The following is a 26,929-nucleotide window of genomic DNA, read 5'->3' as shown; positions in this document are numbered from 1 at the left end:
TCGACTCATGCGCCGAGCAAAGATCGTCTGTACCCTGGGCCCCGCCACCGACTCGTACGACCAGATCAAAGCCCTGGTCGAAGCCGGAATGGACGTCGCCCGCTTCAACCTCAGCCACGGCAGCTACGCCGAACACGAGGAGCGCTACCACCGCGTACGCAAAGCCGCCGACGAGACCGGACGCAGCGTCGGAATCCTCGCCGACCTTCAAGGCCCGAAGATCCGCCTCGGCCGTTTCCGCGAAGGCCCGGTACTCCTTGAACGCGGCGACGAATTCACCATCACCGTCGAACCCTGCGAAGGCGACCGCGACACCTGCGGCACCACCTACGACGGTCTCGCCGCCGACGTGACCGCCGGCGAACGCATCCTCGTCGACGACGGCAAGGTCACCCTCGAAGTCACCGCCGTCGAAGGACCCCGCGTCCACACCCTCGTCATCGAGGGCGGCATGGTCTCCGACCACAAGGGCCTCAACCTGCCCGGCGTCGCCGTCTCCGTCCCCGCCCTCTCCGAGAAGGACATCGACGACCTCCGCTGGGCCCTGCGCATCGGCGCCGACGTCATCGCCCTCTCCTTCGTCCGCAGCGGCGCCGACATCCACGACGTCCACCGCGTCATGGACGAGGAGAACCGCCGGCTCCCCGTCATCGCCAAGGTGGAGAAGCCGCAGGCCGTCGACAACATCGACGACATCGTCGCCGCCTTCGACGGCATCATGGTCGCTCGCGGCGACCTCGGCGTCGAGATGCCCCTCGAACAGGTCCCGATCGTCCAGAAGCGCGCGATCAAGCTGGCGAAGCGCAACGCCAAGCCCGTCATCGTCGCCACGCAGATGCTCGACTCGATGATCGAGAACTCCCGGCCCACCCGCGCCGAAGCCTCCGACGTCGCCAACGCCGTCATCGACGGCACCGACGCCGTCATGCTCTCCGGCGAGACCAGCGTCGGAAAATACCCCATCGAGACCGTCAAGACGATGGGCCGCATCGTGGAAGCCGCCGAGGAGGACATCCTCGCCAAGGGCCTCCCCGAGATCACCCCGAGCAGCAAGCCCCGCACCCAGGGCGGCGCGGTCGCCCGCGCGGCCGCCGAGATGGGCGACTTCCTCGGCGCGAAGTTCCTCGTGGCCTTCACCCAGTCCGGCGACACGGTCAAGCGCCTCTCCCGCTACCGCTCACCGATCCCGCTGCTGGCCTTCACCCCGGACCCGGAGACGCACGCGCAGCTGAGCCTCACCTGGGGGGTGGAGGCGTTCCTCGGCCCGCACGTCGACTCCACGGACGCGATGGTCGCGCAGGTCGACGAGCACCTCCTGCGGATCGGCCGCTGCCAGAAGGGCGACATCGTGGTCATCACGGCAGGCTCCCCGCCCGGCGTGTCCGGCTCGACGAACCTGGTACGGGTGCACCACGTGGGCGAGGACGACAGCCCGAAGTGACGAAGGACGGCGCTGGATCGGGCCGGAGTCAGTACTTCGGCCCGATGTGCGCGTCCATGAGGGCGACGGACGCGCGCCGGGCGACGGATATGTTGTACGGCTTCCCCGCCCGGGTGCAGTTCTTCCACTCGATGCCCAGTGTGTCGAGGGTGTCGGTGTAGAGCTTCCGGATGTCGTCCGAGACGTTGGTGAACCAGTAGCGCGGGTACTCGTACCGCTTCCTCTCGCCCTTGACGACGCGGGTCGTCCAATTCATGTTCCGGCAGCCATCGGAGTGGACGAGTCCCCGGACGAACTCCCAGGGGTGTGCGTCCACGATTTCCCGCTGCCAGCCTTCGAGGACGATCGGGCGCGTGTGCTTCATGCCAGGGCCGTGCTGAGGAAACATGCACCACAGGTGCTTCGAGTACACCTTGACGTTGTGGCAGCCGATTCGCTGGACGCGGCAGACGGAGTTGTCCGGGAAAACCGCCCGCATGGCGTGCTCGCACAGATCCATCAGTCCTGGCCAGTTGTCACCGCATGTGATCATCAGGCTCGGCACTCTGTGCTCGGAGTACTGGATGATGTGCCCGTCGCCCAGGTAGAGCCCGAGGAGATACGCGTAGGCGGCTTCGTGCAGAGCGCGACCGTCGCACCGCGGACACTTCGGGTTGTGCGATCCCGGGCATTCGCCGCGCTCGGCGCGGTCCACGTGAAGCCAGTAAGCGATGGTGCCGGGGGGTATGCCCAGCCGGCGGGCGACGTCCGCGTTCCTCGTCCCGGTCCGCAGCAGCGTGAGCGCTTCCTGTCGTACGGCGGTCCCATGAGAACTCATGGACACACTCTGTGTGATCGAATGTCGCCCTGAGTGCAAAAAAGTGGATGTTCACGCGAACGTGAGCATCCACTTCTTGTTCTGGTGCCGGGTGCGGGACTCGAACCCGCATGTCCTTTCGGACAAATGTGTTTGAGACATCAGCGTATACCATTCCGCCAACCCGGCAAGGTTGCTGGTCAGAGTATACCGGGTGACCGCTGGGGCTATTGGCTCGGTAGGCTCATGGGGAGCAGCATCCTGTCTGTAACGAGGAGTCACCGTGACCACCCCCGAGTCTCCCCAGCCCGCCGACGATGACGACAAGTCGCACGTCCCGCCGCTGACGACGCGTGTCGTCATCGCCGAGGACGAGGCTCTGATCCGCCTCGACCTCAAAGAGATGCTGGAGGAGGAGGGCTACTCGGTCGTCGGCGAGGCCGGTGACGGGCAGCAGGCCGTTGAGCTGGCTCGGGAGCACCGGCCCGACCTGGTCATCCTCGATGTGAAGATGCCCGTTCTCGACGGGATCTCCGCCGCCGAGAAGATCGCCGAGGAGTCCATCGCGCCGGTCCTGATGCTGACCGCGTTCTCGCAGCGCGATCTCGTGGAGCGGGCCCGGGACGCCGGGGCGATGGCGTATCTGGTGAAGCCGTTCAGCAAGAGCGACGTGGTGCCGGCCATCGAGATGGCGGTGTCGCGGTTCACGGAGCTGAAGACGCTGGAGCAGGAGGTCGCGGATCTCACGCAGCGGCTGGAGACGCGGAAGCTGGTGGACCGGGCGAAGTCGATCCTTCAGACGCAGTACGGGCTGACCGAGCCCGCCGCGTTCCGGTGGATCCAGAAGACGTCGATGGATCGGCGGCTGTCGATGCAGGAGGTCGCCGAGGCGGTCATCGAGGACGAGCGGGAGAAGAAGGCCGCGAAGGGCCAGTAGCCCGGAGGTCAGGATGCGAGGAGGCCCGCCCCGGTGCGACCGGGGCGGGCCTCCTTCGTACGACGTCCGCGTACGGCCTGTTCGCTCGGCTCGTACGGTCTGTTCGTACGGCCGGTGTGTGCGGCTCAGTCTTCGCCGAGGTACGCCTTGCGGACCGACTCGTCGTGGAGCAGGGACTGGCCGGTGCCGGAGAGAACGATCTTGCCGATCTCCATGACGTGGCCCTGGTCGGCGAGGGAGAGGGCCGCCTGGGCGTTCTGCTCGACGAGCAGGATGGTGGTGCCCTGGGCCTTCAGCTCGGTGATGGTGGCCATGATCTTCTGCATCATGATGGGCGAGAGTCCCATGGAGGGCTCGTCGAGCATGAGCAGTTTGGGCTGGGACATCAGGGCCCGTCCCATGGCGAGCATCTGCTGTTCGCCGCCGGAGAGGGTGCCCGCCGCCTGCTTCCTTCGTTCGCCGAGGATCGGGAAGAGGTCGTAGGCGCGCTGGATGTCCTTGGTGATGCCGTCGCTGTCCTTGCGCAGGAAGGCGCCGAGCCGCAGGTTGTCCTCGATCGACATGCGGGGGAAGATGTGCCGCCCCTCGGGGGAGTGGGCGAGGCCGAGGGCGACGACCTGGTGGGCCGGGACCTTGTTGAGGGACTGGCCGTTGAACCTGATGTCGCCGCTGAGCGGTTTGATCAGCCCGGAGAGGGTGCGCAGGGTGGTGGTCTTGCCCGCGCCGTTGGTGCCGATGAGGGTGACGATCTGGCCGGCCTCGACGGTGAAGGAGATGCCCTTGACGGCTTCGATCTTGCCGTATGCGACCTTGAGGTCTTCGACCTCCAGCAGTGCGGTCACTGGGCGCCCTCCTCTGTGCTGATCGTGCTGGTGGTTCCGGCGGTTCCGGCGGTGCCGGTGTTCCCGGCGGGGTTCTGGGTGCCGGCTTCGGCTTCGGCCGCTTCGACTTCGGCGAGTTCTTCGGCGCCCGGGGCGCCTTCGAAGGGGGTGCCGAGGTAGGCGGCGACGACGCGTTCGTCGCCCTGGACGACCTCGGCGGTGCCTTCGACGAGTTTCTCGCCCTGGACGAGGCAGGCGACGCGGTCGCAGAGGTTGAAGATGAACCGCATGTCGTGCTCGATGACGAGGACGGCGATTCCCTGGTCGCGGATGGCGAAGACGAGCTCTTCGGTGACCCGGGTTTCCTGCGGGTTCATTCCGGCGGTGGGTTCGTCGAGGAGCAGCAGGCCGGGTTCGCTGGCGAGGGCGCGGGCGATTTCGAGTTTGCGCTGTTCGCCGTACGGGAGGTTGCGGGCGAGGTGGTCGGCCTTGTGCTGGAGGCCGATGAACGCGAGGAGTTCCATGGCGCGCTCGTGGGAGGCGGCTTCGGCTTTCTTGAAGCCGGGGCCTCGCAGGAGTGCGGACCAGAGGCCTTCCTTGGTCCTGGTGTGACGTCCGACGAGGACGTTTTCGAGGACGGTCATGTTGGCGAAGAGCCGGATGTTCTGGAAGGTGCGGGCGATGCCGGCTTGGGTGACGAGGTGGGGTTTGGGGGGGAGGACGGTGCCCTTGTAGGTGACCTTGCCTTCGGTGGGCACGTAGAGGCCGGTGAGGCAGTTGAAGAAGGTGGTCTTGCCGGCGCCGTTGGGTCCGATGAGGCCGACGATCTCGCCCGCGTTGACGGTGAGGTCGACGGAGCGTACGGCGGTGAGGCCGCCGAAGCGCATGGTGACGCCGCTGGCTTCGAGGACGCTGTCGGCTTCGGGGGCGCTGCTGGTGCTGGTCGCGGTTGTCATGTCTTTCACGCCCCGGCCTTGACGGTGCCGACGGTTGCGCCGGGCTGTTCCGGTATGTCGGGTTGGCTGGTCTCGTGGTATTCGAGCTTCGCGCGGCGGTTGGCGATGAGCCCTTCGGGGCGGAAGCGCATGAGGACGATGAGGGCGATTCCGAAGCCGAGGAGCTGGTAGTCCTGGAGGAATTGCAGTTTGGCGGGGATGAGGTAGAGCAGTGAGGCGCCGAGGAGGGGCCCGGTGATGGTGCCCATGCCGCCGAGGATGACCGCGGCGAGCAGGAAGGCGGAGTTGGGCGGTACGGGTCCGGCGAAGACGTACATCTCGGGTACGACGGTGTGCTGTACGTGTGCCTGGACGGTGCCGGCGAGGCCGGCGAGGGTGGCGCCGAGGGCGAAGGCGATGAGTTTGACGCGGAAGCCGTTGATGCCCATGGCGGTGGCGGCGGTTTCGTCCTCGCGGATGGCGACCCAGGCGCGGCCGATGCGGGAGCTGCCCGCGCGGCTGAAGACGACGACCACGAGGATCATGGCGAGCAGCATGAGCAGGTAGTAGTTGGCGTAGGAGCCGAGCTCGATGCCGAGGATGGTGTGGGCTTCGCCGAAGTTGTACCCGAAGAAGTTGAGGTCGGGGATGTTCGGGACGCCGTTGGGGCCGTTGGTGATGCGGGGGCCGGAGACTCCGTCGAGGTTGCCGACGGCGATGCGGAAGATTTCTCCGAAGCCGAGGGTGACGATGGCGAGGTAGTCGCCGCGGAGGCGGAGGGTGGGTGCGCCGATGAGGACGCCGAAGACGAGGGAGACGACGGCGCCGGTGAGGACGGAGGCCCAGAAGGGGAATTGGATGTCGAAGACGGAGGCGGTGGTTCCGGAGACGAGGGCGGCCGTGTAGGCGCCGACGCCGAGGAAGGCGACGTATCCGAGGTCGAGGAGGCCGGCGAGGCCGACGACGATGTTCAGCCCGAGGGCGACGGTCGCGAAGATGAGGATGTTGACCGCGATGAGGGTGTACTGGTCGGTGTTCTGGGTGAAGGGGAACGCGGCGGCGGCGACGAATGCGGCCGTGACGGCGATCATCCGGTATTTGGCGGTGAGGCCGTTGAGCCGTGCGATGAGGCCGGCTTTGGAGAGTGCCGCGGCGGTGAAGCCGACGGTGAGCAGGAAGCCGGTGAAGAGTTCGGCGTATTCGGTGCCGATGCCGTAGGCGAAGATGTAGAGGGCGGTACCGAACGCGGCGACGATGATGAGGATTTCGGCCCAGGAGGGGAGTTCTCCGGGGCGGTCGGCCTGGCGGGTGTCGTCGGGGAGGAGGTAGGCGCCGATGACCGGGATGACGGAGGCCACCGCCGCGACGAAGCCGCCGGGGTCGAGGTTGACCAGTCCGCCGAGCTCGATGGCGATGGCGAGGACGGTGAACCAGGTGGTGGCGAAGGTGCCGAGGGCGATCAGCCGGAGGGCGTTGGTGGAGCCGGCGGGGGTGAGCCAGCGCAGCCCCTTGATGTCCAGTGCGGACAGGGTGAGGAGGGCGGTGAGGATGCCTCCGACGAGGGTGAGGACCTGGAGGCCGCCCGGGTATCCGTAGACGGTGAGGTCGCCGGGGAATTCGGAGGTGTAGGTCCAGGAGAGGAAGGCGCTGGCGACGGTGGCTATGGCGCCGCCGAGGGTGAGGAGGCGCAGTTGGGTGGTGCGGGAGGTGGTGTCAGTCATTGTTCTCACGCCCGATCCGCGACGCGCTCACCGAGCAGCCCCTGTGGCCTGACGAGGAGTACGACGATGAGGAGTACGAAGGCCCAGACGTTGGCCCAGGCGCCGCCGCCGAGTTGCTGCATGCCGGGGATGTGTTCGATGTAGGCGATCGACATGGCTTCGGCGAGGCCGAGGACGACTCCGCCGACCATGGCTCCGTAGATGTTGCCGATGCCGCCGAGGACCGCGGCGGTGAAGGCCTTCAGTCCGAGGAGGAAGCCCATTTCGAAGTTGATCTGGCCCTTGTCGAGGCCGTAGGCGACCGCTGCGACCGCGGCGAAGGCGGCGCCGATGGCGAAGGCCATCACGATGATGCGGTCGGTGTTGATGCCCATGAGTTTGGCGGTGTCGCGGTCCTGCGAGGTGGCTTGCATGGCGCGTCCGCTGCGGCTCTTGGAGACGAAGAGGCCGAGGATGAGCATGCAGACCGGGGCGAGGATCAGGATGAAGGCGTCGGCGCGCTGGAGGTAGAGATTGTCCAGCAGCTGGAAGGAGTCGCCCTTGAATTCGGGGAAGCTGCGGGCTTTCTTGGCGTCGGGGTAGAACGCCCAGATGAGCTGCTGCAGTGCGATGGAGAGGCCGATCGCGGTGATCAGGGGTGCGAGGCGCGGGGCGGTTCGCAGGGGGCGGTAGGCGAAGCGTTCGGCCGCTGTCGCGACGGCGACCGAGGCGATGGCACCACCGATGATCATGAGGGGTATCGACACCAGCAGGGATGTTCCGCTGGGTAGCCACAGGTAGGTGGTGAGGGCGCCGAAGCCTCCGATCATGAAGATCTCGCCGTGGGCGAAGTTGATGAGCTGGACGATGCCGTAGACCATGGTGTACCCGATGGCGATCAAGCCGTAGAGGGCACCGAGCGCAAGGCCGTTGGCGAGCTGTTGCGGCAGTTCGTTCACCGCAGGGCCTCCGATGTGCGTGGCGGATATGACACCGCGCGAGGGCGCTGTTGCGCCCTCGCGCGGCTTGGGTCGTGTGCTGCGGGGGTGTGTGGGGGGTCAGTCTTCGAAGGTGGCGCTCTTGACGTCCTTCCAGGCGCCGCCCTCGACCTTGTAGACGGTGAGCTGCTTGTTGGTGGTGTCGCCGTACTCGTCGAAGGCGACCTCGCCGGTCACGCCGTCGAAGGCGACCTTGGAGGCGGCGTCGACGATCTTGGCGCGGGCGTCGTCGGGCAGCTTGCCGTCGTTGTCGGCGATGACGGCCTTGACGGCCTGGATGATGGTCCAGGCGGCGTCGTAGGAGTAGCCGCCGTAGGCGCCGTAGGGGTCCTTGTATCCGCCGGCGGCGTAGTCGGCGATGAACTTCTTGGCGGTGTCGAGCTTCTCGACGGGGTAGCCGATCGAGGTGGCGAGGTCACCCTCGTTCGATTCGCCGGAGGCGGCGATGAAGTTGGGGTCGTAGATGCCGTCGCCGCCCATGGTGGGGATCTTCGCGCCGGTCTTCTTGATCTGGTCGGAGAGCAGGCCGCCTTCGGGGTACTGGCCACCGAAGTAGACGGAGTCGGCGCCGGAGGCCTTGACCTTGTCGGCGGTGCTGGAGAAGTCGGTCTCCTTCACCGTGATGTGGTCGGTGCCGACGACCTTGCCGCCGAGGCGCTTGAATTCCTCGGCGAAGATCGCGGCGAGGCCGGCGCCGTAGGTCTGCTTGTCGTCGACGATGAAGACCTTGCTCTTCTTGGCGTCGTTGAAGTAGTACTGCGCGGCGAACTTGCCCTGGACGACGTCCGTGGCGGCGGTGCGGAAGTACGTCTTGAACGGGCGCTTGAATTCGCCCTTGCCCCAGTTGTCGCCCTGGCTCAGGGACGGGTTGGTGTTGGCGGGCGAGACTTCGAGGAGGTTGGCGGAGTTGAAGACGCCCTGCATCGACTGGGCCACGCCGGAGTTGAGGGGGCCGACGACGCCGAGGACGTTCTTGTCGCCGACGAGCTTGGTGGCGTTGGCCTGGCCGGAGGCGGGGACCGCCTGGTCGTCGAGGGCTTCGACCTTGAACTCGACGCCCGGGACCTCGTTGTTCTTGTTCGCGGTCTTGGCGGCGAGGTCGACGGAGTTCTTGATGCCCTGGCCGAGCGGGGAGAGCGATCCGGTGAGCGGGGCGTCGACGCCGATGACGACGGTGATCTTGCCGCTCGCGTCGGTGCTCTTGCCTTCGTCGCGAGAGCCGCAGGCGGTGAGGGTAAGCGCTCCCGTGGTGAGCACGGAGGTGAGTATGAGCAAGGAACGGTGTCGCACGATGTGTCCTCTCCCTGGCGCGGCTGCCTCTGCTGAGGTGCCATGTGTCTCGCCGGGCCGTACGGGGTGATGCAGGGTCGTGCAGTGGACGCGCCCGGCGGCGCGGTGACTGGCCGTGACTCTAAGGGCAGGGAGAGTGGTGAGGGAGCGGTGAAGGTCAGGATGTGACTGTCTTGTTATGCCGGGACGGACAGGAGGGGGCGCCAGTGTGGACAGATGGGTGTTTTCCGCACCTGACGCGGTGTTCACATGCTGAGAACTCCCAGTTCCGCTAAGGCGCTTGGGGTGATCTTGGTGCTGACAGTCCGCTGGTCGCGCCGATGCCCGGAGGGTGGGTCGGGGTCGGCCGCGGTGCGCTGTTTCCCATTGCGTGAATGTTACGCAGTGTTACATCTGGGGAAGGGGTGATCGACTGCGGGCCCGGTACGGGGGTCGACCGGGCGTCCCGGGCCGGTCGATCGGACCGGGACGGGGCCGTGGGGTGACCGTTCGTCACCATTGGGGTGACGCGGTGGGGGTGTCGCCGTCGGGTGGAATCCGGCCGTTCCCGGGCGTGGGTCAGCTCTGGGGTACGGCGTCGCGCAGGAGGCAGGTGAGGCGGGCGGTACAGACCCGCTTGTCCTGTTCGTCGGTGATGACGATGTCGTAGGTGGCGGTGGTGCGGCCGCGGTGGACGGGGGTGGCGACCCCGGTCACGGTTCCGCCGCGGACGCCGCGGTGGTGCGTGCAGTTGAGGTCCACACCGACCGCGATCTTGGCGCTGCGGCCGTGCAGCATCGCCCCGACGGAGCCGAGGGTTTCGGCGAGGACGGCGGAGGCCCCGCCGTGCAGCAGTCCGTACGGCTGGGTGTTGCCCGCGACGGGCATGGTGCCGACGACGCGGTCGGCGGACGCCTCGACGATCTCCACGCCCATACGGGTGCCGAGGTGTCCGGCGGACAGGAGCGCCGGCAGGTCCACCCCGAGCGCGGTGTACTCGTCGATGATGTCCTGCGGGAACTTCGCGGTGGACTGGTCACCCATGGGGCCCGGCTCCGATCGTCAGCGCTCGTGCGGTGTGTGCACCGTAGTGCTTACCAGATCGCCGAGTGACAGCTCAGGGGTGGTCACGGGGCCCGGCCGGCCGGCTCGAAGCGCACGACGACGGACTTGCTCGCCGGGGTGTTGCTGCTGTCGGCGGTGGCACCGAGGGGGACCAGCACATTGGTCTCCGGGTAGTAGGCGGCCGCGCAGCCCCGCGCGGTGGGGTAGTGGACGACCCGGAAGCCGGGCGCGCGCCGCTCGACACCGTCCTTCCATTCGCTGATCAGGTCGGCGTACGAGCCGTCGGCGAGGCCCAGCCCGGCCGCGTCCTGGGCGTTCACGAGGACGACGCGGCGGCCGCCCTTGATGCCCCGGTAGCGGTCGTCGAGCCCGTAGATCGTGGTGTTGTACTGGTCGTGCGAGCGCAGGGTCTGCAGCAGGAGGCGGCCCTCGGGCAGGTACGGGAACTCCACGGGCGCGGCGGTGAAGTTGGCCTTGCCGGTGGCGGTGGGGAAGCGGCGTTCGTCGCGCGGACCGTGCGGCAGGGCGAAGCCGCCCGGGTGGGCCACGCGCGCGTTGAAGTCCTCGAACCCGGGGACGACGCGGGCGATCCGGTCGCGGATGTTCGCGTAGTCCTTCTCGAACTCCTCCCAGGGTGTGGCGGATCCGGGGCCGAGGACGGCGCGGGCCAGCCGGGCGACGATGGCCGGCTCGGAGAGCAGGTGGGGGCTCGCGGGCGGGAGGTTGCCCCGGGAGGCGTGGACCATGCCCATGGAGTCCTCCACGGTGACGATCTGCCGGACGCCGGCCTGGATGTCCTTGTCGGTGCGGCCGAGGGTGGGCAGGATCAGCGCGCGGGTGCCGGTCACGACGTGCGAGCGGTTGAGTTTGGTGGAGACGTGGACGGTGAGGCGGGCGCGGCGCATCGCGGCTTCGGTGACGTGCGTGTCGGGGGTGGCGGCGACGAAGTTGCCGCCCATGGCGATGAAGACCTTGGCCCTGCCGTCGCGGAGCGCCTCGATGGACCGCACGACGTCGTAGCCGTGGTGGCGCGGCGAGGTGATGCCGAATTCTTTGTCGAGGGCGTCGAGGAAGGCGGGGGCGGGCCGTTCGAAGATGCCCATGGTGCGGTCGCCCTGCACGTTGGAGTGGCCGCGTACGGGGCAGACACCGGCGCCCGGCCGGCCGATGTTGCCGCGCAGCAGCAGGAAGTTGACGACTTCCCGGATGGTCTGCACGGAGTGTTTGTGCTGGGTGAGGCCCATGGCCCAGCAGACGATGGTGCGCTGTGAGGCGAGGACGAGGGTGAGGGCCTGTTCGATGTCCGCGCGTTCCAGGCCGGTGGCGGTGAGTGTCTCGTCCCAGTCGGCGGCGCGGGCGGCGGCGGTGAATTCCTCGTAGCCGTGGGTGTGGTCGCGGACGAAGGCTTCGTCGACGGCGCCGGGGGTCTCCAGGATCAGCCTGTTGAGCAGCCGGAAGAGGGCCTGGTCGCCGCCGAGGCGGATCTGGAGGAACAGGTCGTTGAGCGCGGCGCCCTTGCTGAGGCCCCGCGGGGTCTGGGGGTTCTTGAACCGTTCCAGGCCGGCCTCGGGCAGCGGATTGACCGAAATGATCTTCGCGCCGGCCTTTTTGGCCTGCTCCAGGGCGGAGAGCATCCGGGGGTGGTTGGTGCCGGGATTCTGTCCGGCCACGATGATCAGGTCGGCCTGGTGGAGGTCCTCCAGAAAGACGCTGCCCTTGCCGATGCCGATGGTCTCGTTGAGCGCCGAGCCGGAGGACTCGTGGCACATGTTGGAGCAGTCCGGCAGGTTGTTCGTACCGAATTCGCGGGCGAAGAGCTGGAGGAGGAAGGCGGTCTCGTTGCTGGTGCGGCCCGAGGTGTAGAAGAGGGCTTCGTCGGGGGAGTCGAGGGCGGTGAGCTCCTCGGCGATGATCGCGAAGGCGCGTTCCCAGCTGACCGGCCGGTAATGGTCCCCGTCGTGCCCGCTGTCGTCGTGCCCGCTGTCGTCGTGCCGGTCCCCGTCGTGCCGGGCCCCGTGCGGCGGGGAGCCGCCCGATAGCGAACCGGCGGCCGTGCCGGCGGCTCGTTCGAGCAGCATGGGCTGGGTGATGCGCCCCTGCTGTCCCAGCCAGTAGCCGCTGCGGTCGGCCAGGTCGGACACCGGGTGCGCGGCGAAGAATTCCGGGGTGACCCGGCGCAGCGTGGCTTCCTCGGCGACGGCCTTCGCGCCGTTCTCGCAGAATTCCGCGGTGTGCCGGTGGTCGCCTTCGGGCCAGGCGCAGCCGGGGCAGTCGAAGCCGTCCTTCTGGTTGACCTTGAGCAGGGTCCTCGCGGTGCGGCCGATGCCCATCTGCTGGTGGGCGATGCGGAGGGTGTGCGCGATGGCGGGGATGCCCGCGGCCGCGCGCTTGGGGGGCCGGACCTGCGGCGCGTCCTGGACCGGATCGCCTGCGGGGGGCTTGCTGGCCATCGCGTTCTCCCTCGGACACGTACGCGGATCCGCTTCGGACGTTGCTCTTCCGGGTGTCTCCCCCGATCCTGTCACGCGCCCCCGGCGGACGGGAGGGGAGACGGGGGCGGTCGGGATTGTCGGTGGGGCGTGGCAGGATCGAGTCCGTGGCTGAGACAGCATCGAAGAAGACCGCAGACATCCGTCCCCGCCTGCTCCTCATGGACGGGCACTCCTTGGCGTACCGGGCGTTCTTCGCGCTGCCCGCGGAGAATTTCACGACCGCGACCGGTCAGCCGACGAACGCCATCTACGGCTTCGCGTCGATGCTGGCGAACACGCTGCGTGACGAGGCGCCCACGCATTTCGCCGTGGCGTTCGACGTGTCCCGCAAGACGTGGCGCTCCGAGGAGTTCCCGGAGTACAAGGCGAACCGCTCGAAGACGCCCGACGAGTTCAAGGGCCAGGTCGAGCTGATCGGCGAGCTGCTGGACGCGATGCGCGCGGACCGGTTCGCGGTCGACGGGTTCGAGGCGGACGACGTCATCGCGACCCTGGCCACGCAGGCCGAGGCGGCGGGCTTCGAGGTGCTGATCGTCACCGGCGACCGGGACTCCTTCCAGCTGATCAGCGAGCACACGACGGTGCTGTACCCGACGAAGGGCGTCTCGGAGCTGACGCGTTTCACACCGGAGAAGGTGCGGGAGAAGTACGGACTCTCGCCCCAGCAGTATCCGGACTTCGCGGCGCTGCGCGGCGACCCGTCCGACAACCTCCCGGGCATCCCGGGGGTCGGGGAGAAGACCGCCGCGAAGTGGATCAATCAGTTCGGTTCCTTCGACGAGCTGGTGGCCCGCGCCGACGAGGTCAAGGGCAAGGCCGGGCAGAATTTCCGTGATCACCTGGACTCGGTGCGGCTGAACCGCCGGCTGACCGAGATGGTGCGGGACGTCGAGCTGCCCAAGACCCCGCAGGACCTGGAGCGCGCCCCGTACGACCGTGCTGCGGTGAAGGGCGTGCTGGACGTGCTGGAGATCCGGAACCCGAGCCTGCGTGAGCGGCTGCTGGCCGTGGACCCGGGCGCGGCCGAGGAGGAGGCCCCGCCGCCGGCCGCCGGGGTCGAGCTGGACGGCGCGGTGCTGGGCTCCGGCGAGCTGGCGCCCTGGCTGGCGGAGCACGGCGCGCAGCCGCTCGGGGTGGCCACGGTCGACACCTGGGCGCTGGGTACGGGAAGTGTCACCGAGGTCGCGCTCGCCGCGGCCGGCGGCGCCGCCGCGTGGTTCGACACGACGCAGCTGGACGAGGCCGACGAGCAGGCGTTCGCGGGGTGGCTCGGAGACGCCGCCCGGACCAAGGTCATGCACAACGCGAAGGGGGCGATGCGGGTCGCCCCCGAGCACGGCTGGCGGGTCGACGGGGTCACCATGGACACCGCGCTGGCCGCCTATCTGGTCAAGCCGGGCCGCCGCTCGTTCGCGCTGGACGCCCTGGCCATCGAGTACCTCGGCCGTGAACTGGCCCCGGAGGCCTCCGCCGACGGACAGCTCGCCTTCGGCAGTGACGAGCAGGCCGAGGCCGATGCGCTGATGGCGCAGGCGCGCGCGGTCCTCGATCTGGGTGACGCGTTCACCGAGCGCCTCGGCGAGGTCGGTGCCACCGGGCTGCTGCACGACGTGGAGCTGCCCACCTCCACCCTGCTGGCCCGGATGGAGCGGTACGGCATCGCCGCCGACCGGGCCCATCTGGAGGCCATGGAGCAGCAGTTCGCGGGCGCCGTGCAGCAGGCGGTGAAGGAGGCGCACGCGGCCGTCGGTCACGAATTCAACCTCGGCTCGCCCAAGCAGCTCCAGGAGGTCCTCTTCGGTGAGCTGGGCCTGCCCAGGACGAAGAAGACCAAGACCGGCTACACCACGGACGCCGACGCGCTGGCCTGGCTCGCCGCCCAGACCGAGCACGAGCTGCCGGTCATCATGCTGCGCCACCGCGAGCAGGCGAAGCTGCGGGTCACCGTCGAGGGCCTGATCAAGACGATCGCGGCCGACGGCCGTATCCACACCACCTTCAACCAGACGGTGGCGGCGACCGGCCGGCTCTCCTCGACCGACCCCAATCTGCAGAACATCCCGGTCCGCACCGACGAGGGCCGGGCCATCCGCCGGGGCTTCGTGGTCGGCGAGGGGTACGAGTCGCTGATGACGGCCGACTACAGCCAGATCGAGCTGCGCGTGATGGCCCACCTCTCCGAGGACGCGGGCCTGATCGAGGCGTTCGCCTCCGGTGAGGACCTGCACACCACCGTCGCCTCCCAGGTGTTCGGTGTGGCGAAGTCCGCGGTCGACCCGGAGATGCGCCGGAAGATCAAGGCGATGTCGTACGGACTGGCCTACGGGCTCTCGGCGTTCGGCCTCTCCCAGCAGCTGAACATCGAGGCGGCCGAGGCGCGCGGGCTGATGGACACGTTCTTCGAGCGCTTCGGAGGCGTACGGGACTATCTGCAGCGAGCCGTCGTGGAGGCCAGGGCCACGGGCTACACGGAGACGATGCTCGGCCGCCGCCGCTATCTGCCCGACCTCAACAGCGACAACCGGCAGCGCCGCGAGATGGCCGAGCGGATGGCGCTCAACGCGCCGATCCAGGGCACCGCGGCGGACATCGTCAAGGTCGCCATGCTCAACGTGGACCGGGCGATGACCGAGGCGGGACTCACCTCGCGGATGCTTCTTCAGGTCCACGACGAAATCGTCCTGGAGATCGCCCCCGGCGAACGCGACCGGGTGGAGGAGCTGCTCCGCCGCGAGATGTCGGCCGCCGTCGAACTGCGCGCACCGCTGGATGTCTCGGTGGGTGTGGGGGCTGACTGGGAGTCGGCGGCGCACTGACCCGCGCGAGCGCGACGTACGAGTGTGACGTACGAGTGTGAGTGCCGACGAGGACCGGGTGGTGCCGGGGCGTTCCGGAAGGACGCCCCGGCCGGGGCCGGTCCGAGGGGGAAAAGCGCTGGTCAGTTGACGGGACGGTTACGGGACAGAGCGGACTCCGCTTTCCCGGACGTCCGGCAGGTGGCGAACTGGTGAAAACCGGTCACCGGGCGGTGTGCTGAGGCCAGGAGTTGACGTAGGGTCGCCTGAGTCCACGCGCGGGGAGCGCGCACAGTCAGCCACCGGGAGGGACCAGACGTATGGCAGCGCTATTCGGTCGTCGACTGCGCAGAGGAGCGACCACGACGGCGGCGGCCGTCGCCGCGATCGCGGCGCTCTCCGCATCACAGGCGCCCGGCGCCGTCACCGTCAACGCCGGGGGATCGCAGGACACCCCCGAAGAAACGTCACCGCGCGCCGACACCGCCGTGACCGGCAACTCCCCGTACTACACGGAGCTCCCACCGCTGATCACACCCGGCGGCCCGGGTACCTCGATCGAGCTGCCGGCCACCGGCCCGGCGGAAGCCGGCATACCGGCTTCGGTCCTCGCCGCGTACAAGCAGGCGGAGCAGACCATCGCGCGGACCAAGCCCGGCTGCAACCTGCCCTGGCAGCTCCTCGCCGCGATCGGGAAGGTCGAGTCGGGCCAGGCACGGGGCGGCCGGGTGGACGCCAACGGCACGACGCTCTCGCCGATCCTCGGCCCGGTCCTCAACGGCGTCGGCTTCGCGAACATCTCCGACACCGACAACGGTGAGTACGACGGCGACTCGACGCATGACCGCGCGGTCGGCCCGATGCAGTTCATCCCGTCGACGTGGGCCACCTGGGGCCAGGACGCCAACGGTGACGGCCGCAAGGACCCCAACAACATCTTCGACGCGGCGCTGGCGGCCGGACTCTATCTCTGCGCCGGCGACCGTGACCTCTCGGTCGAGGACAACCTGCACAAGTCGATCCTCGGGTACAACCACTCGACGGAGTACCTGAACACGGTCCTGAGCTGGTTCCAGTACTACAAGAAGGGCACACACGAGGTTCCGAACGGCACCGGTGTGCTGCCCGTCGGCTCCGGACCCGCGAACTCCGGTTCCACGCCGAGCCCGAGCCCCGTCCCCTCGAATCCCACGCCCGGCAACGCGCCGAGCCCGGGCCCCACTCCTTCGAAGCCCACGCCCGGTACCCCCGCCCCCTCGAAGCCCACCCCGGCCCCCGGTGACAGCGACGGCCCCGGCACCCCCGTGCCCGCGCCCGTCGTCAAGCGGATCGAGAACACCGGCGCGGGCGAGCTGACCGCCGTGGCGGGCAGCGTGTTCACCGGGCGGACGTCCGTGCGCGCCGTGGACGCGGCGGGTAAGCCCGTCGCCGACGTACGCGTCCAGTTCGAGATCGTCGGGGACACCGACGCCCGCTTCACCGCGGTCGGCGGCGCGCTCAAGGTCTCCAAGCTGACCGTCATCACCGGCAAGGACGGCACGGCGAGCGCCCCGCCCGTCCAGGCGGGCCGGCAGACCGGGAAGTTCACGGTGCGGGCCACCGTCGCCGTCAGCGGAGTCGCGCCCGTCGAGTACGCCGCGACGGTCACGGCCCCCCGGGCCGACGGACTCGCCAGGATCTCCGACCAGGAGCTGACCGCCGCGCCCGGCGCCGAGTTCGCCGCCCCGGTCGAGGTCAAGGCCACCTACAAGGGGGCCGCCGCGTCGGGTGTGGCGGTGACCGCGGCCATGATCACGTCCGCGGACGACGCCACCACGCCGGTGACGGGCCCCTGCTTCAAGGACGCGGCGGGCAACCCGGTCCGGTCCCTGACGGATCTCAGGACGGACGCCGACGGCGTCCTCCGGCTTCCGAAGATCTACGCGGACGACACGACGGGCACGTTCCTGCTCCGCCTCGAAACCGAGGGCGGCGCGACACTGATCATCGAGCTGAAGGTCGCCTGACCCCGCCGGACCACGCCACGCCGCGCGTCGCCCGTCGTTCTCTGTCCCGCCAGACCGGAGGGCGACGGGCGGTTCGCGCTCCGGCCCCGGCGGGACGTCCTCTCAGCGCCGCGCGTTCGTACGGCGTGTCGCCACCGCCGTGGACGGGTCCTCCGGCCACGGGTGGCGGGGGTAGCGGCCGCGCAGTTCGGCCCGTACGGCGCGGTAGCCCTCCTGCCAGAAGGACGCCAGGTCCGCCGTCACCGCCGCCGGGCGCCCCGCCGGGGAGAGCAGGTGGACCAGCACCGGTACACCCGCGACCTTCGGGGTCTCCCGCAGGCCGAACAACTCCTGCAGTTTCACCGCCAGTACGGGCTGCGGGCCGCCGTATTCCACCCGCACCCGCGACCCGCTCGGCACCTCGACGCGCTCCGGCGCCAGCTCGTCCAGCCGGGCCGCCTCGCCGGTCGCCCAGGGCAGCAGCCGCCGCAGGGCCTGTCCCGCGTCGAGCCGTCCCAGATCCGAGCGGCGCCGCGCCCGGGAGAGCTCCGGCTCCAGCCAGGCGTCCGGGTCCGCCAGCAGCGCGTCGTCCGAGACGTCGGGCCAGCCCCGGCCCACCTCCCGGTGCAGGAAGGCGAGCCGCTCCCGCAGCCCCCGCGCGTCCCGCGTCCAGTGCAGCAGCCCGAGCCCCTCGCGCGCCAGCCCGTCCAGCAGCGCCTCCCGTACCAGCCGTGGATCGGGTGAGCGCAGCGCCCTGACGGACAGGTCGACCGCGCCCAGGCGCTCGACCCGCCGGGCGACGACATCGCCGTCCTCCCAGCGCACCTCCTCGCCCGCGACCCGCAGATGTCCGGCGGCGGCCCGCGCGGTGTCCTCGTCGATGACCGCGGCCAGCCGTACCCGCGCCGCCGCCGCCGTGGCCGGCCGGTCCGCGACGGCCACCGCCAGCCAGGGCGCGGCGCGCAGCCGGGACGTGTCGGCCAGTTCGCCGCCGGTGCCCGACACCATGAGGTACGACCCGGCGCCCCGCGCCCGTGCCACCCGCTCCGGGAAGGCGAGCGCGGCCACGAGCCCGGCGACGGCGTCATCCGTGGCGGCCGGTTCCCGGCCCGCCGTGTCCTCGCCGGCCGCCGAGGCCAGCCGCCGCGCCTCCTGGCGCCACCGGGCCGCGTACGCGTCCCCGCCGGAGCGGGCGGTACGCCAGGCCGCCGCCAGATCGTCCCCGTACGAGCGCGGCGGCTCCTCGCTCAGGAGCGCCACCACCTCGGCCGCCCGGCGCGTCCCCACCTGCCCGGCGCCGTCGAGGAGGGCTCGCGCGAGCCGGGGGTGCAGGCCGAGCCTGGCCATCCGTACGCCCCGGTCCGTCACCCGGCCCCCGCCGCCCCCGGCCGCCCCGCCGTCCACCGCCTCGACCGCCGTCACCGTGCGCGGCGCCTCCACCGTCCGCACCGTCTCCACCGCGCCGATCGCGGCCAGCACCGTGCGCGCGGCGGCCAGCGCCCCGGCCGGGGGCGGGTCCAGCAGCGCGAGCCCGCTCGCGTCCGGATCACCCCAGCAGGCGGCCTGGAGCGCGAAGGCCGCCAGATCCGCGACCTTGATCTCGGGGGAGGGGAAGCGGACCAGCCGGGCGTCCTCCGCCTCCGACCAGCAGCGGTAGACGGCGCCGGGGGCCTCGCGCCCGGCCCGGCCCGCCCGCTGCCGGGCGCCCGCCTGCGAGACCCGTACCGTCGTGAGGGCGCTCAGCCCCCGTGCGTGATCGGTACGGGGCTCACGCGCCAGGCCCGCGTCCACGACGATCCGTACCCCCGGCACCGTCAGGCTCGACTCGGCCACCGCCGTCGCGAGGACGATCCGGCGGCGGCCGGAGGAACCGGCCAGCACCGCGTCCTGCACCGCGGCCGGTGCCCGCCCGTGCACCTGGAGCACCTCGGCGCCGGTCTCGCCCAGCTGTCCCGCGACCCGGGCGATCTCGCCCACGCCCGGCAGGAAACAGAGCACGTCGCCGTCCCGTTCGGCCAGGGCCCGGCGCACCACCGACGCGACATGGGTGAGCAGCGCCGGATCGACCCGCATCCCGTGCGGTGGACGCACGGGCTGTACGGGCGGCGCCCACACCACCTCCACCGGACAGGAGACGCCCCGCGCTTCCACCACCGGCGCGTCCCCCAGCAACCGCGCCCAGCCGGCGGCGTCGGTCGTCGCGGAAGCCGCCACCAGACGCAGCTCGGGCCGCAGGGCCGCCCGTACGTCCAGCAGGAAGGCCGCCACGGTGTCCGCGTCCAGATGCCGCTCGTGGCATTCGTCGAGGATCACCACATCGACCCCGGCCAGTTCCTGGTCACGCTGGAGCCGCTGGAGCAGCACGCCGGTGGTCACCACCTCCACCACCGTCGAGCGCCCCACCGCGCGTTCCCCGCGCACGGTGAAGCCGACGCGCTCCCCGACGCGTTCGCCGAGCAGCCAGGCCATCCGGCGGGCCGCCGCGCGGGCCGCGATCCGCCGGGGCTCGGCGACGATCACCCGCCGGACGGGTCCGTCGCCGAGCAGCCCGGCCAGGACCAGCGGCACCAGTGTCGTCTTGCCGGTCCCGGGGGGTGCGCACAGGACCGCGCTGCCGTGCCCGTCGAGGGCACGCTCCAGCGCGGGGACGGCGGTACGTACGGGCAGGCGGGCCAGGATGTCGTCGCGGATCACCCGCCCAGTCTCGTACGCGGGCCGGACAGCCCGTTACCCGGTCCGGCGCGGCCGTGGCCGGGTAACGGTGCTCACCGGTGTTCGGTCCTGTCCCGTCCCGGCCGCCCGACTGCCCCGCGCTCGCCCGTGCCTGGCCCTGCCTGAGCCTGCCTGGCCCTGCCTGAGCCTGCCTGGGTCTGTCGGTGCGCGTCCCGGGTCAGTCCCGTTCGCAGACGTAGATCGCCGAGCCCGGGATCAGATTGCCCCGTAGCGGGGACCAGCCGCCCCACTCCTGGCTGTTCCAGGCCGGCCATTCCGGTTCCACCAGGTCGACCAGCCGGAAGCCCGCCCCGACCAGGTCCCGCACCCGGTCGCCGAGCGTCCTGTGGTGTTCCACATAGACGGCGTTCCCCTGGTCGTCCTGCTCGACATAGGGAGTGCGGTCGAAGTAGGAGGCCGTCACCGTCAGACCCTCGGGCCCCGGCTCGTCGGGAAACGCCCAGCGGATCGGGTGGGTGGCGGAGAAGATCCAGCGCCCGCCCGGCCGCAGCACGCGCCGCACCTCGCGGAAGACCTTGGCGGGGTCGGCGACGAAGGGGATGGCGCCGTAGGCGGAGCAGGCGAGGTCGAAGGAGCCGTCCCGGAAGGGCAGCACACCCGCGTCGGCCTCCACCAGCGGGAAGGTGAGGGAGCGGCCCTCGGCGATCCGCAGCGCGTGCTGGAGCTGGCGGTGCGAGAGGTCCAGGGCGACCGGGCGCGCGCCCTGGGCCGCCAGCCAGCGGGAGCACTGCGCGGCGCCCGCCCCGATCTCCAGGATGTCGAGGCCCCGCAGGGACTCCTGCGGTCCCAGCAGCCCGGCCTCCACCTCGTCGAGCCCCTCCGGGCCCCAGACGAAACGGTCGTCGCCGAGGAAGGTGCCGTGCTCGATCTGGTAGTCGTCCGCGTTCCGGTCCCACCAGCCGCGGTTGGCCCGGCTGCTCTCCGTGTCTCCGGAGTCGCGGCGTGTCGCTTCGGGTTCGTGCTCTTGGATCATCTTGTCCGTCGTCGTAGTGTGCTGAGACCGCGTGGTCGCAGGGGGCGGAGGCCACGATGGGGCCGTCATGGCCTCATCAAACGTGGATTGTGCCGGGATTGGGACGTTTTGCCCCGGGTGTGCGCCTTCGCGCATTGACCGTGCCCGGCTGCCCCCGTATGCTAAAGGTTGCGCTGCGGGCTTGCGCGCCTCAGACGTAGCAGCCGCGCTCGCATCTGTTGTGGTCCCCTCGGTTGTCGAGGCGCTTTCCCTGCTGTCCGGGGGCGGCGCTTCCTTGGCTGTCCGGCTTCGGCAGAGGCGATACGGGCTCCCGGCGTAGCAGTACCTACGACTCACTGTCCGCACCGGAGCCCTTTCCCACATGACGAGCAGCACCGAGACCACCGCCACCACCCCGCAGGTTGCGGTCAACGACATCGGTAACGCGGAAGCCTTCCTTGCCGCGATCGACGAGACGATCAAGTACTTCAACGACGGCGACATCGTCGACGGCGTCATCGTGAAGGTCGACCGGGACGAGGTCCTGCTCGACATCGGTTACAAGACCGAAGGCGTGATCCCGTCCCGCGAGCTTTCGATCAAGCACGACGTCGACCCCAATGAGGTCGTCAAGGTCGGCGACGAGATCGAAGCCCTTGTTCTCCAGAAGGAGGACAAGGAAGGTCGTCTGATCCTCTCCAAGAAGCGTGCTCAGTACGAGCGCGCCTGGGGCACGATCGAGAAGATCAAGGAAGAAGACGGCATCGTCACCGGCACCGTCATCGAGGTCGTCAAGGGTGGTCTCATCCTCGACATCGGCCTCCGTGGCTTCCTGCCGGCCTCCCTCGTCGAGATGCGCCGCGTCCGCGACCTCCAGCCCTACGTGGGCAAGGAGCTCGAAGCCAAGATCATCGAGCTGGACAAGAACCGCAACAACGTGGTCCTGTCCCGCCGTGCCTGGCTGGAGCAGACCCAGAGCGAGGTCCGCCAGACCTTCCTCACGACCCTGCAGAAGGGCCAGGTCCGCTCCGGCGTCGTTTCCTCGATCGTCAACTTCGGCGCGTTCGTGGACCTCGGCGGCGTCGACGGTCTCGTGCACGTCTCCGAGCTGTCCTGGAAGCACATCGACCACCCCTCCGAGGTTGTCGAGGTCGGCCAGGAAGTCACCGTCGAGGTTCTCGACGTGGACATGGACCGCGAGCGTGTCTCCCTGTCGCTCAAGGCGACGCAGGAAGACCCGTGGCAGCAGTTCGCCCGGACGCACCAGATCGGTCAGGTCGTCCCGGGTAAGGTCACCAAGCTCGTCCCGTTCGGTGCGTTCGTTCGCGTCGACGAGGGCATCGAGGGCCTGGTGCACATCTCCGAGCTGGCCGAGCGCCACGTGGAGATCCCGGAGCAGGTCGTCCAGGTCAACGACGAGATCTTCGTCAAGGTCATCGACATCGACCTGGAGCGTCGCCGCATCAGCCTCTCGCTGAAGCAGGCCAACGAGGCGTTCGGTGGCGACCCGGCTTCGGTCGAGTTCGACCCGACCCTCTACGGCATGGCCGCGTCGTACGACGACCAGGGGAACTACATCTACCCCGAGGGCTTCGACCCCGAGACCAACGACTGGCTCGAGGGCTTCGAGTCCCAGCGCGAGGTCTGGGAGACCCAGTACGCCGAGGCGCAGCAGCGCTTCGAGCAGCACCAGGCCCAGGTCATCAAGTCCCGCGAGGCCGACGAGGCCGCTGCGGCCGAGGGTGCTGCCGCCCCGGCCGGCGGTGGCAGTGCACCGGCCGCCTCCGGTGGCGGTTCGTACTCCTCGGAGTCCGCGGACAACTCCGGCGCCCTGGCGTCGGACGAGGCCCTGGCTGCCCTGCGCGAGAAGCTGGCCGGTGGCCAGAGCTGACGCTCCGACCCCGTAGTTAGCTGGTAGTACGGCTGAACGTGAGGCCCGTTCCCCTTCGGGGGAGCGGGCCTCACGCGTGTCCGGTGTCCGGACGGCCGATCGCTGTGTGCCCGCTCCCGGGGCGGCGAGCCGAGAGCAACACGCAGGACACACGATCACCTGACGAGCCGTAACACGCGCTTGTCACGATCCCGGCACACCTGAAGACCGGAAGGGGTACCGGGCATGAGCCATGCGCCGAACATCACCACGGGAACCAGCCGCCGAAGCTTTCTGCGCCAGGTAGGCGTCACCGGGGGAGCGGGAGCGATGCTCGCCACCATGGGGGCCCTGGGCCTCGCCCCCACCGCCGAGGCCGCCGGGCGAGAACCCGTCTTCCGAGCGCCCCGCGCGGGCGACTTCACCCTCAGAGGCAAGGGCGCCGCCAAGGTCGTCATAGTCGGCGGCGGCATAGCCGGTCTCACCACCGCGTACGAGCTGGGCAAGGCGGGCTACGACTGCACGATCCTGGAGGCCAGGGACCGTACCGGCGGGCGCAACTTCACCGTACGCGGCGGGGATACGAACCTCGATCTGTACGGCAACCGCCAGACGGCGCGTTTCAGCGACGGCCAGTACATGAACGCGGGTCCGGGCCGCATCCCGCAGTGGATGGTCACCATGGACTACTGCCGCGAACTGGGCGTCCCCGTCGAGGTGTTCACCAACAGCAACGCCAACGCCTACCTCTTCAACGAGAAGGCCGGCATGACGGCCCCGGTGCGCTACCGCACCGCCAAGGCCGATGTGTACGGCTATGTGTCCGAGCTGCTCGCCAAGGCCACCGGCAAGGGCGCGCTCGACAGCGAGATCACCGCCGAGGACCAGGAGCGGCTGCTCGAATTCCTCAAGTCCTTCGGGGACATCGGCAGCAAGTTGACGTACACCGGCAGCGAACGCCGTGGCTACAGCGTGGACCCGGCCGCCGCCGGCACGCCGGGCATCGAACTGGGTCCGGTGCCCTCGGCGTCCGAGGTCTTCGCCAGCGGGGTCGGCCGCTACTTCTCCTTCGAATTCGGTTACGACCAGGCGATGCTGATGTTCCAGCCGGTCGGCGGCATGGACCGGATCCCCGCGGCGCTGACCAGGGAAGTCGGCAAGCGCCGTATCCGGACCGGCGCGGTCGTCCAGAAGATCACCGACAAGGCGCACGGCGTGACCGTCACGTACACCGAGCAGGGCCGTACCCACACCCTCGACGCGGACTACTGCGTCGCCGCCCTGCCGCCCAACATCCTCGCCAAGACCTCGCACAATCTGGGCCCGGCCGTGCAGAGCGCGCTGGAGGCGTGCACGCCGTCGTCGGCCGGCAAGATCGGGCTGGAGTACCGCAACCGGTGGTGGGAGAGCGACCACCGGATCTACGGGGGCATCACCGAGACCGATCTCGACCTGGCCCACATCTGGTACCCGTCCTACGGGCACCACGGCAAGCGCGGTCTGATCGTCGGTTATTACAACACCGGCTCCCAGGCCGACAACTACGCCAAGCTCACGCCGCGCGAGCGCGAGGAGCGGGCCGTCGCCCAGGGCGTGAAGATCCACGGCGAGAAGTACCGCAGCGAACTCGCCACGTCCTTCTCCCACCACTGGCGCCAGACCCCCCACCTGGAGGCATCCTGGCACTCGCTGTCCGGTGGGCCGGACGCGCCCGTCTTCGCGCCGCTCAACAAGGCCGCCGGACGCGTCTACTTCGCCGGTGACTATCTGTCCTACGCCGACGCCTGGCAGCACGGCGCCTTCACCTCCGCGCGCAAAACGGTGGCCGCGCTGCACGAACGCGTCCTGGCCTGAGAGCAGTCCGCCCGGGGGGCGCGGGAATGCCCGCGCCCCCCGGGGTGTTCTTGCGGAGGAACACGAGGAGGAGCGGTAATCGTGCTTGATCCGCAGGGTTTGTACGAGTGGGAGCCCAAGGGGCTCGGAGTCGTCGACGTGGCGCTCGCGCAGGAGTCGGCGGGCCTTGTCATGCTGTACCACTTCAACGGCTACATCGACGCGGGTGAGACCGGCGACCAGATCGTCGAGAACCTGCTGGAGTCGCTGCCTCACCAGGTGGTGGCCCGCTTCGACCACGACAGACTGGTCGACTACCGCGCCCGGCGCCCGCTGCTGACCTTCCGCCGCGACCGGTGGGCGGGATACGAGACGCCGACGCTCGACGTGAAGCTCGTACAGGACGCCACGGGCGCGCCGTTCCTGCTGCTGTCCGGACCCGAGCCGGATGTGGAGTGGGAGCGTTTCGCGACGGCCGTGCGCCAGATCGTCGAACGCCTCGGCGTGCGGCTGTCGGTCAATTTCCACGGCATCCCCATGGGTGTCCCGCACACCCGGCCCGTCGGCATCACCCCGCACGGCAACCGCACCGACCTCATGCCCGGCCATCGCAGCCCGTTCGACGAGGCGCAGGTGCCCGGCAGCGCCGAGGCGCTCGTCGAGTACCGGCTGATGGAGTCGGGCCATGACGTCCTCGGTGTCGCCGCGCACGTGCCGCACTACGTGGCCAGGTCGTCGTACCCCGACGCGGCGCTGACCGCGCTGGAAGCGATCACGGCGGCGACCGGTCTGGTGCTGCCGAGCGTCGCCCACTCCCTGCGTACGGAGGCCCAGCGCACCCAGACCGAGATCGAGCGGCAACTCGGCGAGGGCGACGAGGAACTCGTCACGATGGTGCAGGGACTTGAGCACCAGTACGACGCCGTCGCGGGCGCGGAGACGCGCGGCAATCTGGTCGCCGAGCCGGCGGAGCTGCCGTCGGCCGACGAGATCGGCCGTGAATTCGAGAAGTTCCTCGCGGACCGCGAGGGCGAGACGGGGGCGTAAACCGCCGTCCCGCGAGACCTGCCCTCAAGCGCCTCCTCGGCCCTGGGCGGGTACGGGCCGCACGGCTGATCCGCTCAGCCGTGCGGCACTGTGTTTCCCCGCCCGCTTGTCTCGCCTGTCCCGCCTGCCTCGCCCGGTTCCTGGGCTTGGGCCCTCGTCGTTCCGCCGGGCCCGGCGGAGACCGGCGGACAGGGCCTAGGCTGGCCTCATGCTGCGGTTGGGACTCACAGGCGGAATCGGTGCGGGCAAGAGCGAAGTCTCGCGGTTGCTGACCGGTTACGGAGCGGTGCTGATCGACTCCGACCGGATTGCCCGGGAAGTGGTCGAGCCAGGAACACCGGGACTCGCGGCGGTGGTCACCGAGTTCGGCCCGGAGGTACTGACCGGCACCGGAGCCCTCGACCGTCCGAAACTGGGTGGCATCGTCTTCGGCGACCCCGGCAGACTGCGGGCCCTGAACGCGATCGTGCACCCGCTCGTGCGGGCCCGCTCCGCCGAGCTGGAGACGGCGGCGGACACCGACGCGGTCGTCGTGCACGACGTACCCCTGCTGGTCGAGAACGGTATGGCCGGGCTGTACGACCTCGTGGTGGTGGTGGACGCCTCTCCGGGGACGCAGCTGGAACGGCTCGTACGGCTGCGGGGCATGGCGGAGTCCGAGGCGCGCGGGCGGATGGCCGCGCAGGCCACCCGCGAGCAGCGCCGGGCGGTCGCGGACATCGTCATCGACAACGACGGTCCGCTGGAACGCCTGGAACCGCAGGTCCGCAAGGTCTGGCGGGAACTCCATGAGGGCCGTGGCGGAGCGGCGACGGAATAGCGTCACCGCGCCCGGCGTTGACAGCGCGCAGTGAGGGAAGGAAGCGACCGTGCCCGAGAGCCCGGAGACCCACGTCATCGACTATCGCGCCGCGGAGCAGTTGCTGGCCGCGCGGGACCCGCGCGGGGCCGTTCAGCTGCTCGACTCGGTGATCGCCGCGCACCCGGAGAACACGGCGGCCCGGCTGCTGCGTGCGCGCGCCTTCTTCGCGGCGGCCCAACTCCGCCCGGCGGAGCTGGAATTCGAACTCGTCCTGGAACGTGAGCCGGACAACGCCTTCGCGCATTTCGCGCTGGCCCGCACGTTTGAGCGCTCCGGTCGGCCGGAGGCCGCCAAGCGGCACTTCCGCCTGGCGGCCGCGCTGGACCCCAGGCCGGAGTACCTGAAGGCGGCCCGTTTCGACTCCGGCGCGAGCGGCCAGGACGACTGACCGCACGACG

At 69.8% G+C, this 26,929-nt stretch carries 19 protein-coding genes and 1 tRNA gene; 9 read left to right on the top strand and 11 right to left on the bottom strand.

Annotated elements, in window-relative coordinates; translation table 11 throughout:
* Positions 1-7 precede the first annotated feature (7 nt).
* Positions 8-1,441 carry a pyruvate kinase gene (pyk, locus tag ACIBAE_RS08400; protein WP_399283122.1) on the top strand — a complete coding sequence of 478 codons (1,434 nt, stop codon included), beginning with the start codon at positions 8-10 and terminating at the stop codon, positions 1,439-1,441.
* A gap of 28 nt (positions 1,442-1,469) precedes the next feature.
* On the opposite strand, the gene ACIBAE_RS08395 is transcribed toward pyk, so the two are convergent.
* Both ACIBAE_RS08395 and ACIBAE_RS08390 read right to left on the bottom strand, forming a co-directional pair.
* Positions 1,470-2,258, bottom strand: coding sequence for a helix-turn-helix domain-containing protein (locus ACIBAE_RS08395; RefSeq protein ID WP_399283121.1), 789 nt, complete (start codon positions 2,256-2,258; stop codon positions 1,470-1,472).
* An 82-nt stretch (positions 2,259-2,340) separates the two neighbouring features.
* A tRNA-Leu gene (locus ACIBAE_RS08390) sits at positions 2,341-2,426 on the bottom strand.
* A gap of 94 nt (positions 2,427-2,520) precedes the next feature.
* Between ACIBAE_RS08390 and ACIBAE_RS08385 the strand changes: the two genes are divergently transcribed.
* Positions 2,521-3,174: an ANTAR domain-containing response regulator gene (locus tag ACIBAE_RS08385; RefSeq protein WP_399283120.1), complete on the top strand. Its 654-nt coding sequence runs from the start codon at positions 2,521-2,523 to the stop codon at positions 3,172-3,174.
* Positions 3,175-3,299: 125 nt separating this feature from the next.
* Here the strand turns inward: ACIBAE_RS08385 and ACIBAE_RS08380 are convergent, their stop codons facing one another.
* The 7 genes from ACIBAE_RS08380 to ACIBAE_RS08350 all read right to left on the bottom strand — a co-directional run bounded on the left by ACIBAE_RS08380 (position 3,300) and on the right by ACIBAE_RS08350 (position 12,412).
* Positions 3,300-4,016 carry an ABC transporter ATP-binding protein gene (locus ACIBAE_RS08380; RefSeq protein WP_399283118.1) on the bottom strand — a complete coding sequence of 239 codons (717 nt, stop codon included), beginning with the start codon at positions 4,014-4,016 and terminating at the stop codon, positions 3,300-3,302.
* Entirely contained in the window at positions 4,013-4,951 is a 939-nt protein-coding gene (locus ACIBAE_RS08375; protein ID WP_399283117.1) for an ABC transporter ATP-binding protein, read from the bottom strand. Before ACIBAE_RS08375 ends, ACIBAE_RS08380 begins: the two co-directional genes overlap by 4 nt.
* A gap of 5 nt (positions 4,952-4,956) precedes the next feature.
* The gene (locus ACIBAE_RS08370) at positions 4,957-6,651 is read right to left on the bottom strand and encodes a branched-chain amino acid ABC transporter permease (RefSeq protein ID WP_399283116.1); all 1,695 of its coding nucleotides are present in this window, start codon (positions 6,649-6,651) and stop codon (positions 4,957-4,959) included.
* A 5-nt stretch (positions 6,652-6,656) separates the two neighbouring features.
* Complete coding sequence (locus tag ACIBAE_RS08365) at positions 6,657-7,589, bottom strand: branched-chain amino acid ABC transporter permease (RefSeq protein WP_399283114.1); 933 nt, start codon at positions 7,587-7,589, stop codon at positions 6,657-6,659.
* Positions 7,590-7,688: 99 nt separating this feature from the next.
* Complete coding sequence (locus ACIBAE_RS08360; protein WP_399283113.1) at positions 7,689-8,918, bottom strand: branched-chain amino acid ABC transporter substrate-binding protein; 1,230 nt, start codon at positions 8,916-8,918, stop codon at positions 7,689-7,691.
* A gap of 558 nt (positions 8,919-9,476) precedes the next feature.
* Positions 9,477-9,941 carry a PaaI family thioesterase gene (locus ACIBAE_RS08355; protein WP_399283112.1) on the bottom strand — a complete coding sequence of 155 codons (465 nt, stop codon included), beginning with the start codon at positions 9,939-9,941 and terminating at the stop codon, positions 9,477-9,479.
* Between the two features lie 83 nt (positions 9,942-10,024).
* Positions 10,025-12,412 (bottom strand): FdhF/YdeP family oxidoreductase, encoded by a 2,388-nt coding sequence (locus ACIBAE_RS08350; RefSeq protein WP_399283111.1) that lies wholly within the window; start codon positions 12,410-12,412, stop codon positions 10,025-10,027.
* 146 nt (positions 12,413-12,558) lie between these two features.
* Here ACIBAE_RS08350 and polA point away from each other — a divergent pair, with 146 nt between their 5' ends.
* Positions 12,559-15,270, top strand: coding sequence for a DNA polymerase I (polA, locus tag ACIBAE_RS08345; RefSeq protein WP_399283110.1), 2,712 nt, complete (start codon positions 12,559-12,561; stop codon positions 15,268-15,270).
* Positions 15,271-15,569: 299 nt separating this feature from the next.
* Complete coding sequence (locus ACIBAE_RS08340) at positions 15,570-17,255, top strand: lytic transglycosylase (RefSeq protein WP_399283109.1); 1,686 nt, start codon at positions 15,570-15,572, stop codon at positions 17,253-17,255.
* Between the two features lie 102 nt (positions 17,256-17,357).
* Here the strand turns inward: ACIBAE_RS08340 and hrpB are convergent, their stop codons facing one another.
* Positions 17,358-19,928 carry an ATP-dependent helicase HrpB gene (gene hrpB / locus ACIBAE_RS08335; protein WP_399283107.1) on the bottom strand — a complete coding sequence of 857 codons (2,571 nt, stop codon included), beginning with the start codon at positions 19,926-19,928 and terminating at the stop codon, positions 17,358-17,360.
* A gap of 196 nt (positions 19,929-20,124) precedes the next feature.
* Entirely contained in the window at positions 20,125-21,009 is an 885-nt protein-coding gene (locus tag ACIBAE_RS08330; RefSeq protein WP_399283106.1) for a class I SAM-dependent methyltransferase, read from the bottom strand.
* A 292-nt stretch (positions 21,010-21,301) separates the two neighbouring features.
* Between ACIBAE_RS08330 and rpsA the strand changes: the two genes are divergently transcribed.
* The 5 genes from rpsA to ACIBAE_RS08305 all read left to right on the top strand — a co-directional run bounded on the left by rpsA (position 21,302) and on the right by ACIBAE_RS08305 (position 26,919).
* The gene (rpsA, locus tag ACIBAE_RS08325) at positions 21,302-22,810 is read left to right on the top strand and encodes a 30S ribosomal protein S1 (RefSeq protein WP_399283104.1); all 1,509 of its coding nucleotides are present in this window, start codon (positions 21,302-21,304) and stop codon (positions 22,808-22,810) included.
* 309 nt (positions 22,811-23,119) lie between these two features.
* A complete protein-coding gene (locus ACIBAE_RS08320; protein ID WP_399283773.1) occupies positions 23,120-24,643 on the top strand; it encodes a flavin monoamine oxidase family protein in 1,524 nt (507 codons plus the stop codon).
* 81 nt (positions 24,644-24,724) lie between these two features.
* Positions 24,725-25,669 (top strand): PAC2 family protein, encoded by a 945-nt coding sequence (locus ACIBAE_RS08315; protein ID WP_399283103.1) that lies wholly within the window; start codon positions 24,725-24,727, stop codon positions 25,667-25,669.
* A 208-nt stretch (positions 25,670-25,877) separates the two neighbouring features.
* Positions 25,878-26,489: a dephospho-CoA kinase gene (gene coaE / locus ACIBAE_RS08310; RefSeq protein WP_399283102.1), complete on the top strand. Its 612-nt coding sequence runs from the start codon at positions 25,878-25,880 to the stop codon at positions 26,487-26,489.
* Positions 26,490-26,538: 49 nt separating this feature from the next.
* Positions 26,539-26,919, top strand: coding sequence for a tetratricopeptide repeat protein (locus ACIBAE_RS08305; RefSeq protein WP_399283100.1), 381 nt, complete (start codon positions 26,539-26,541; stop codon positions 26,917-26,919).
* Positions 26,920-26,929 lie beyond the last annotated feature (10 nt).

Source organism: Streptomyces sp. NPDC051569 (assembly GCF_044454085.1).
GTDB lineage: Bacteria > Actinomycetota > Actinomycetes > Streptomycetales > Streptomycetaceae > Streptomyces.
The sequence above is the reverse complement of the archived record's forward strand: the minus strand, read 5'-3'. Positions and strand labels throughout refer to the sequence as shown.

Bases quoted from the DNA above. Each gene is read 5' to 3' on its own strand.
- pyk (WP_399283122.1), top strand. From the start codon at position 8: ATGCGCCGAGCAAAGATCGTCTGTACCCTGGGCCCCGCCACCGACTCG.
- ACIBAE_RS08395 (WP_399283121.1), bottom strand. From the start codon at position 2,258: ATGAGTTCTCATGGGACCGCCGTACGACAGGAAGCGCTCACGCTGCTG.
- ACIBAE_RS08375 (WP_399283117.1), bottom strand. From the start codon at position 4,951: ATGACAACCGCGACCAGCACCAGCAGCGCCCCCGAAGCCGACAGCGTC.
- ACIBAE_RS08370 (WP_399283116.1), bottom strand. From the start codon at position 6,651: ATGACTGACACCACCTCCCGCACCACCCAACTGCGCCTCCTCACCCTC.
- ACIBAE_RS08355 (WP_399283112.1), bottom strand. From the start codon at position 9,941: ATGGGTGACCAGTCCACCGCGAAGTTCCCGCAGGACATCATCGACGAG.
- ACIBAE_RS08350 (WP_399283111.1), bottom strand. From the start codon at position 12,412: ATGGCCAGCAAGCCCCCCGCAGGCGATCCGGTCCAGGACGCGCCGCAG.
- ACIBAE_RS08340 (WP_399283109.1), top strand. From the start codon at position 15,570: ATGGCAGCGCTATTCGGTCGTCGACTGCGCAGAGGAGCGACCACGACG.
- ACIBAE_RS08330 (WP_399283106.1), bottom strand. From the start codon at position 21,009: ATGACGGCCCCATCGTGGCCTCCGCCCCCTGCGACCACGCGGTCTCAG.
- rpsA (WP_399283104.1), top strand. From the start codon at position 21,302: ATGACGAGCAGCACCGAGACCACCGCCACCACCCCGCAGGTTGCGGTC.
- ACIBAE_RS08320 (WP_399283773.1), top strand. From the start codon at position 23,120: ATGCTCGCCACCATGGGGGCCCTGGGCCTCGCCCCCACCGCCGAGGCC.
- coaE (WP_399283102.1), top strand. From the start codon at position 25,878: ATGCTGCGGTTGGGACTCACAGGCGGAATCGGTGCGGGCAAGAGCGAA.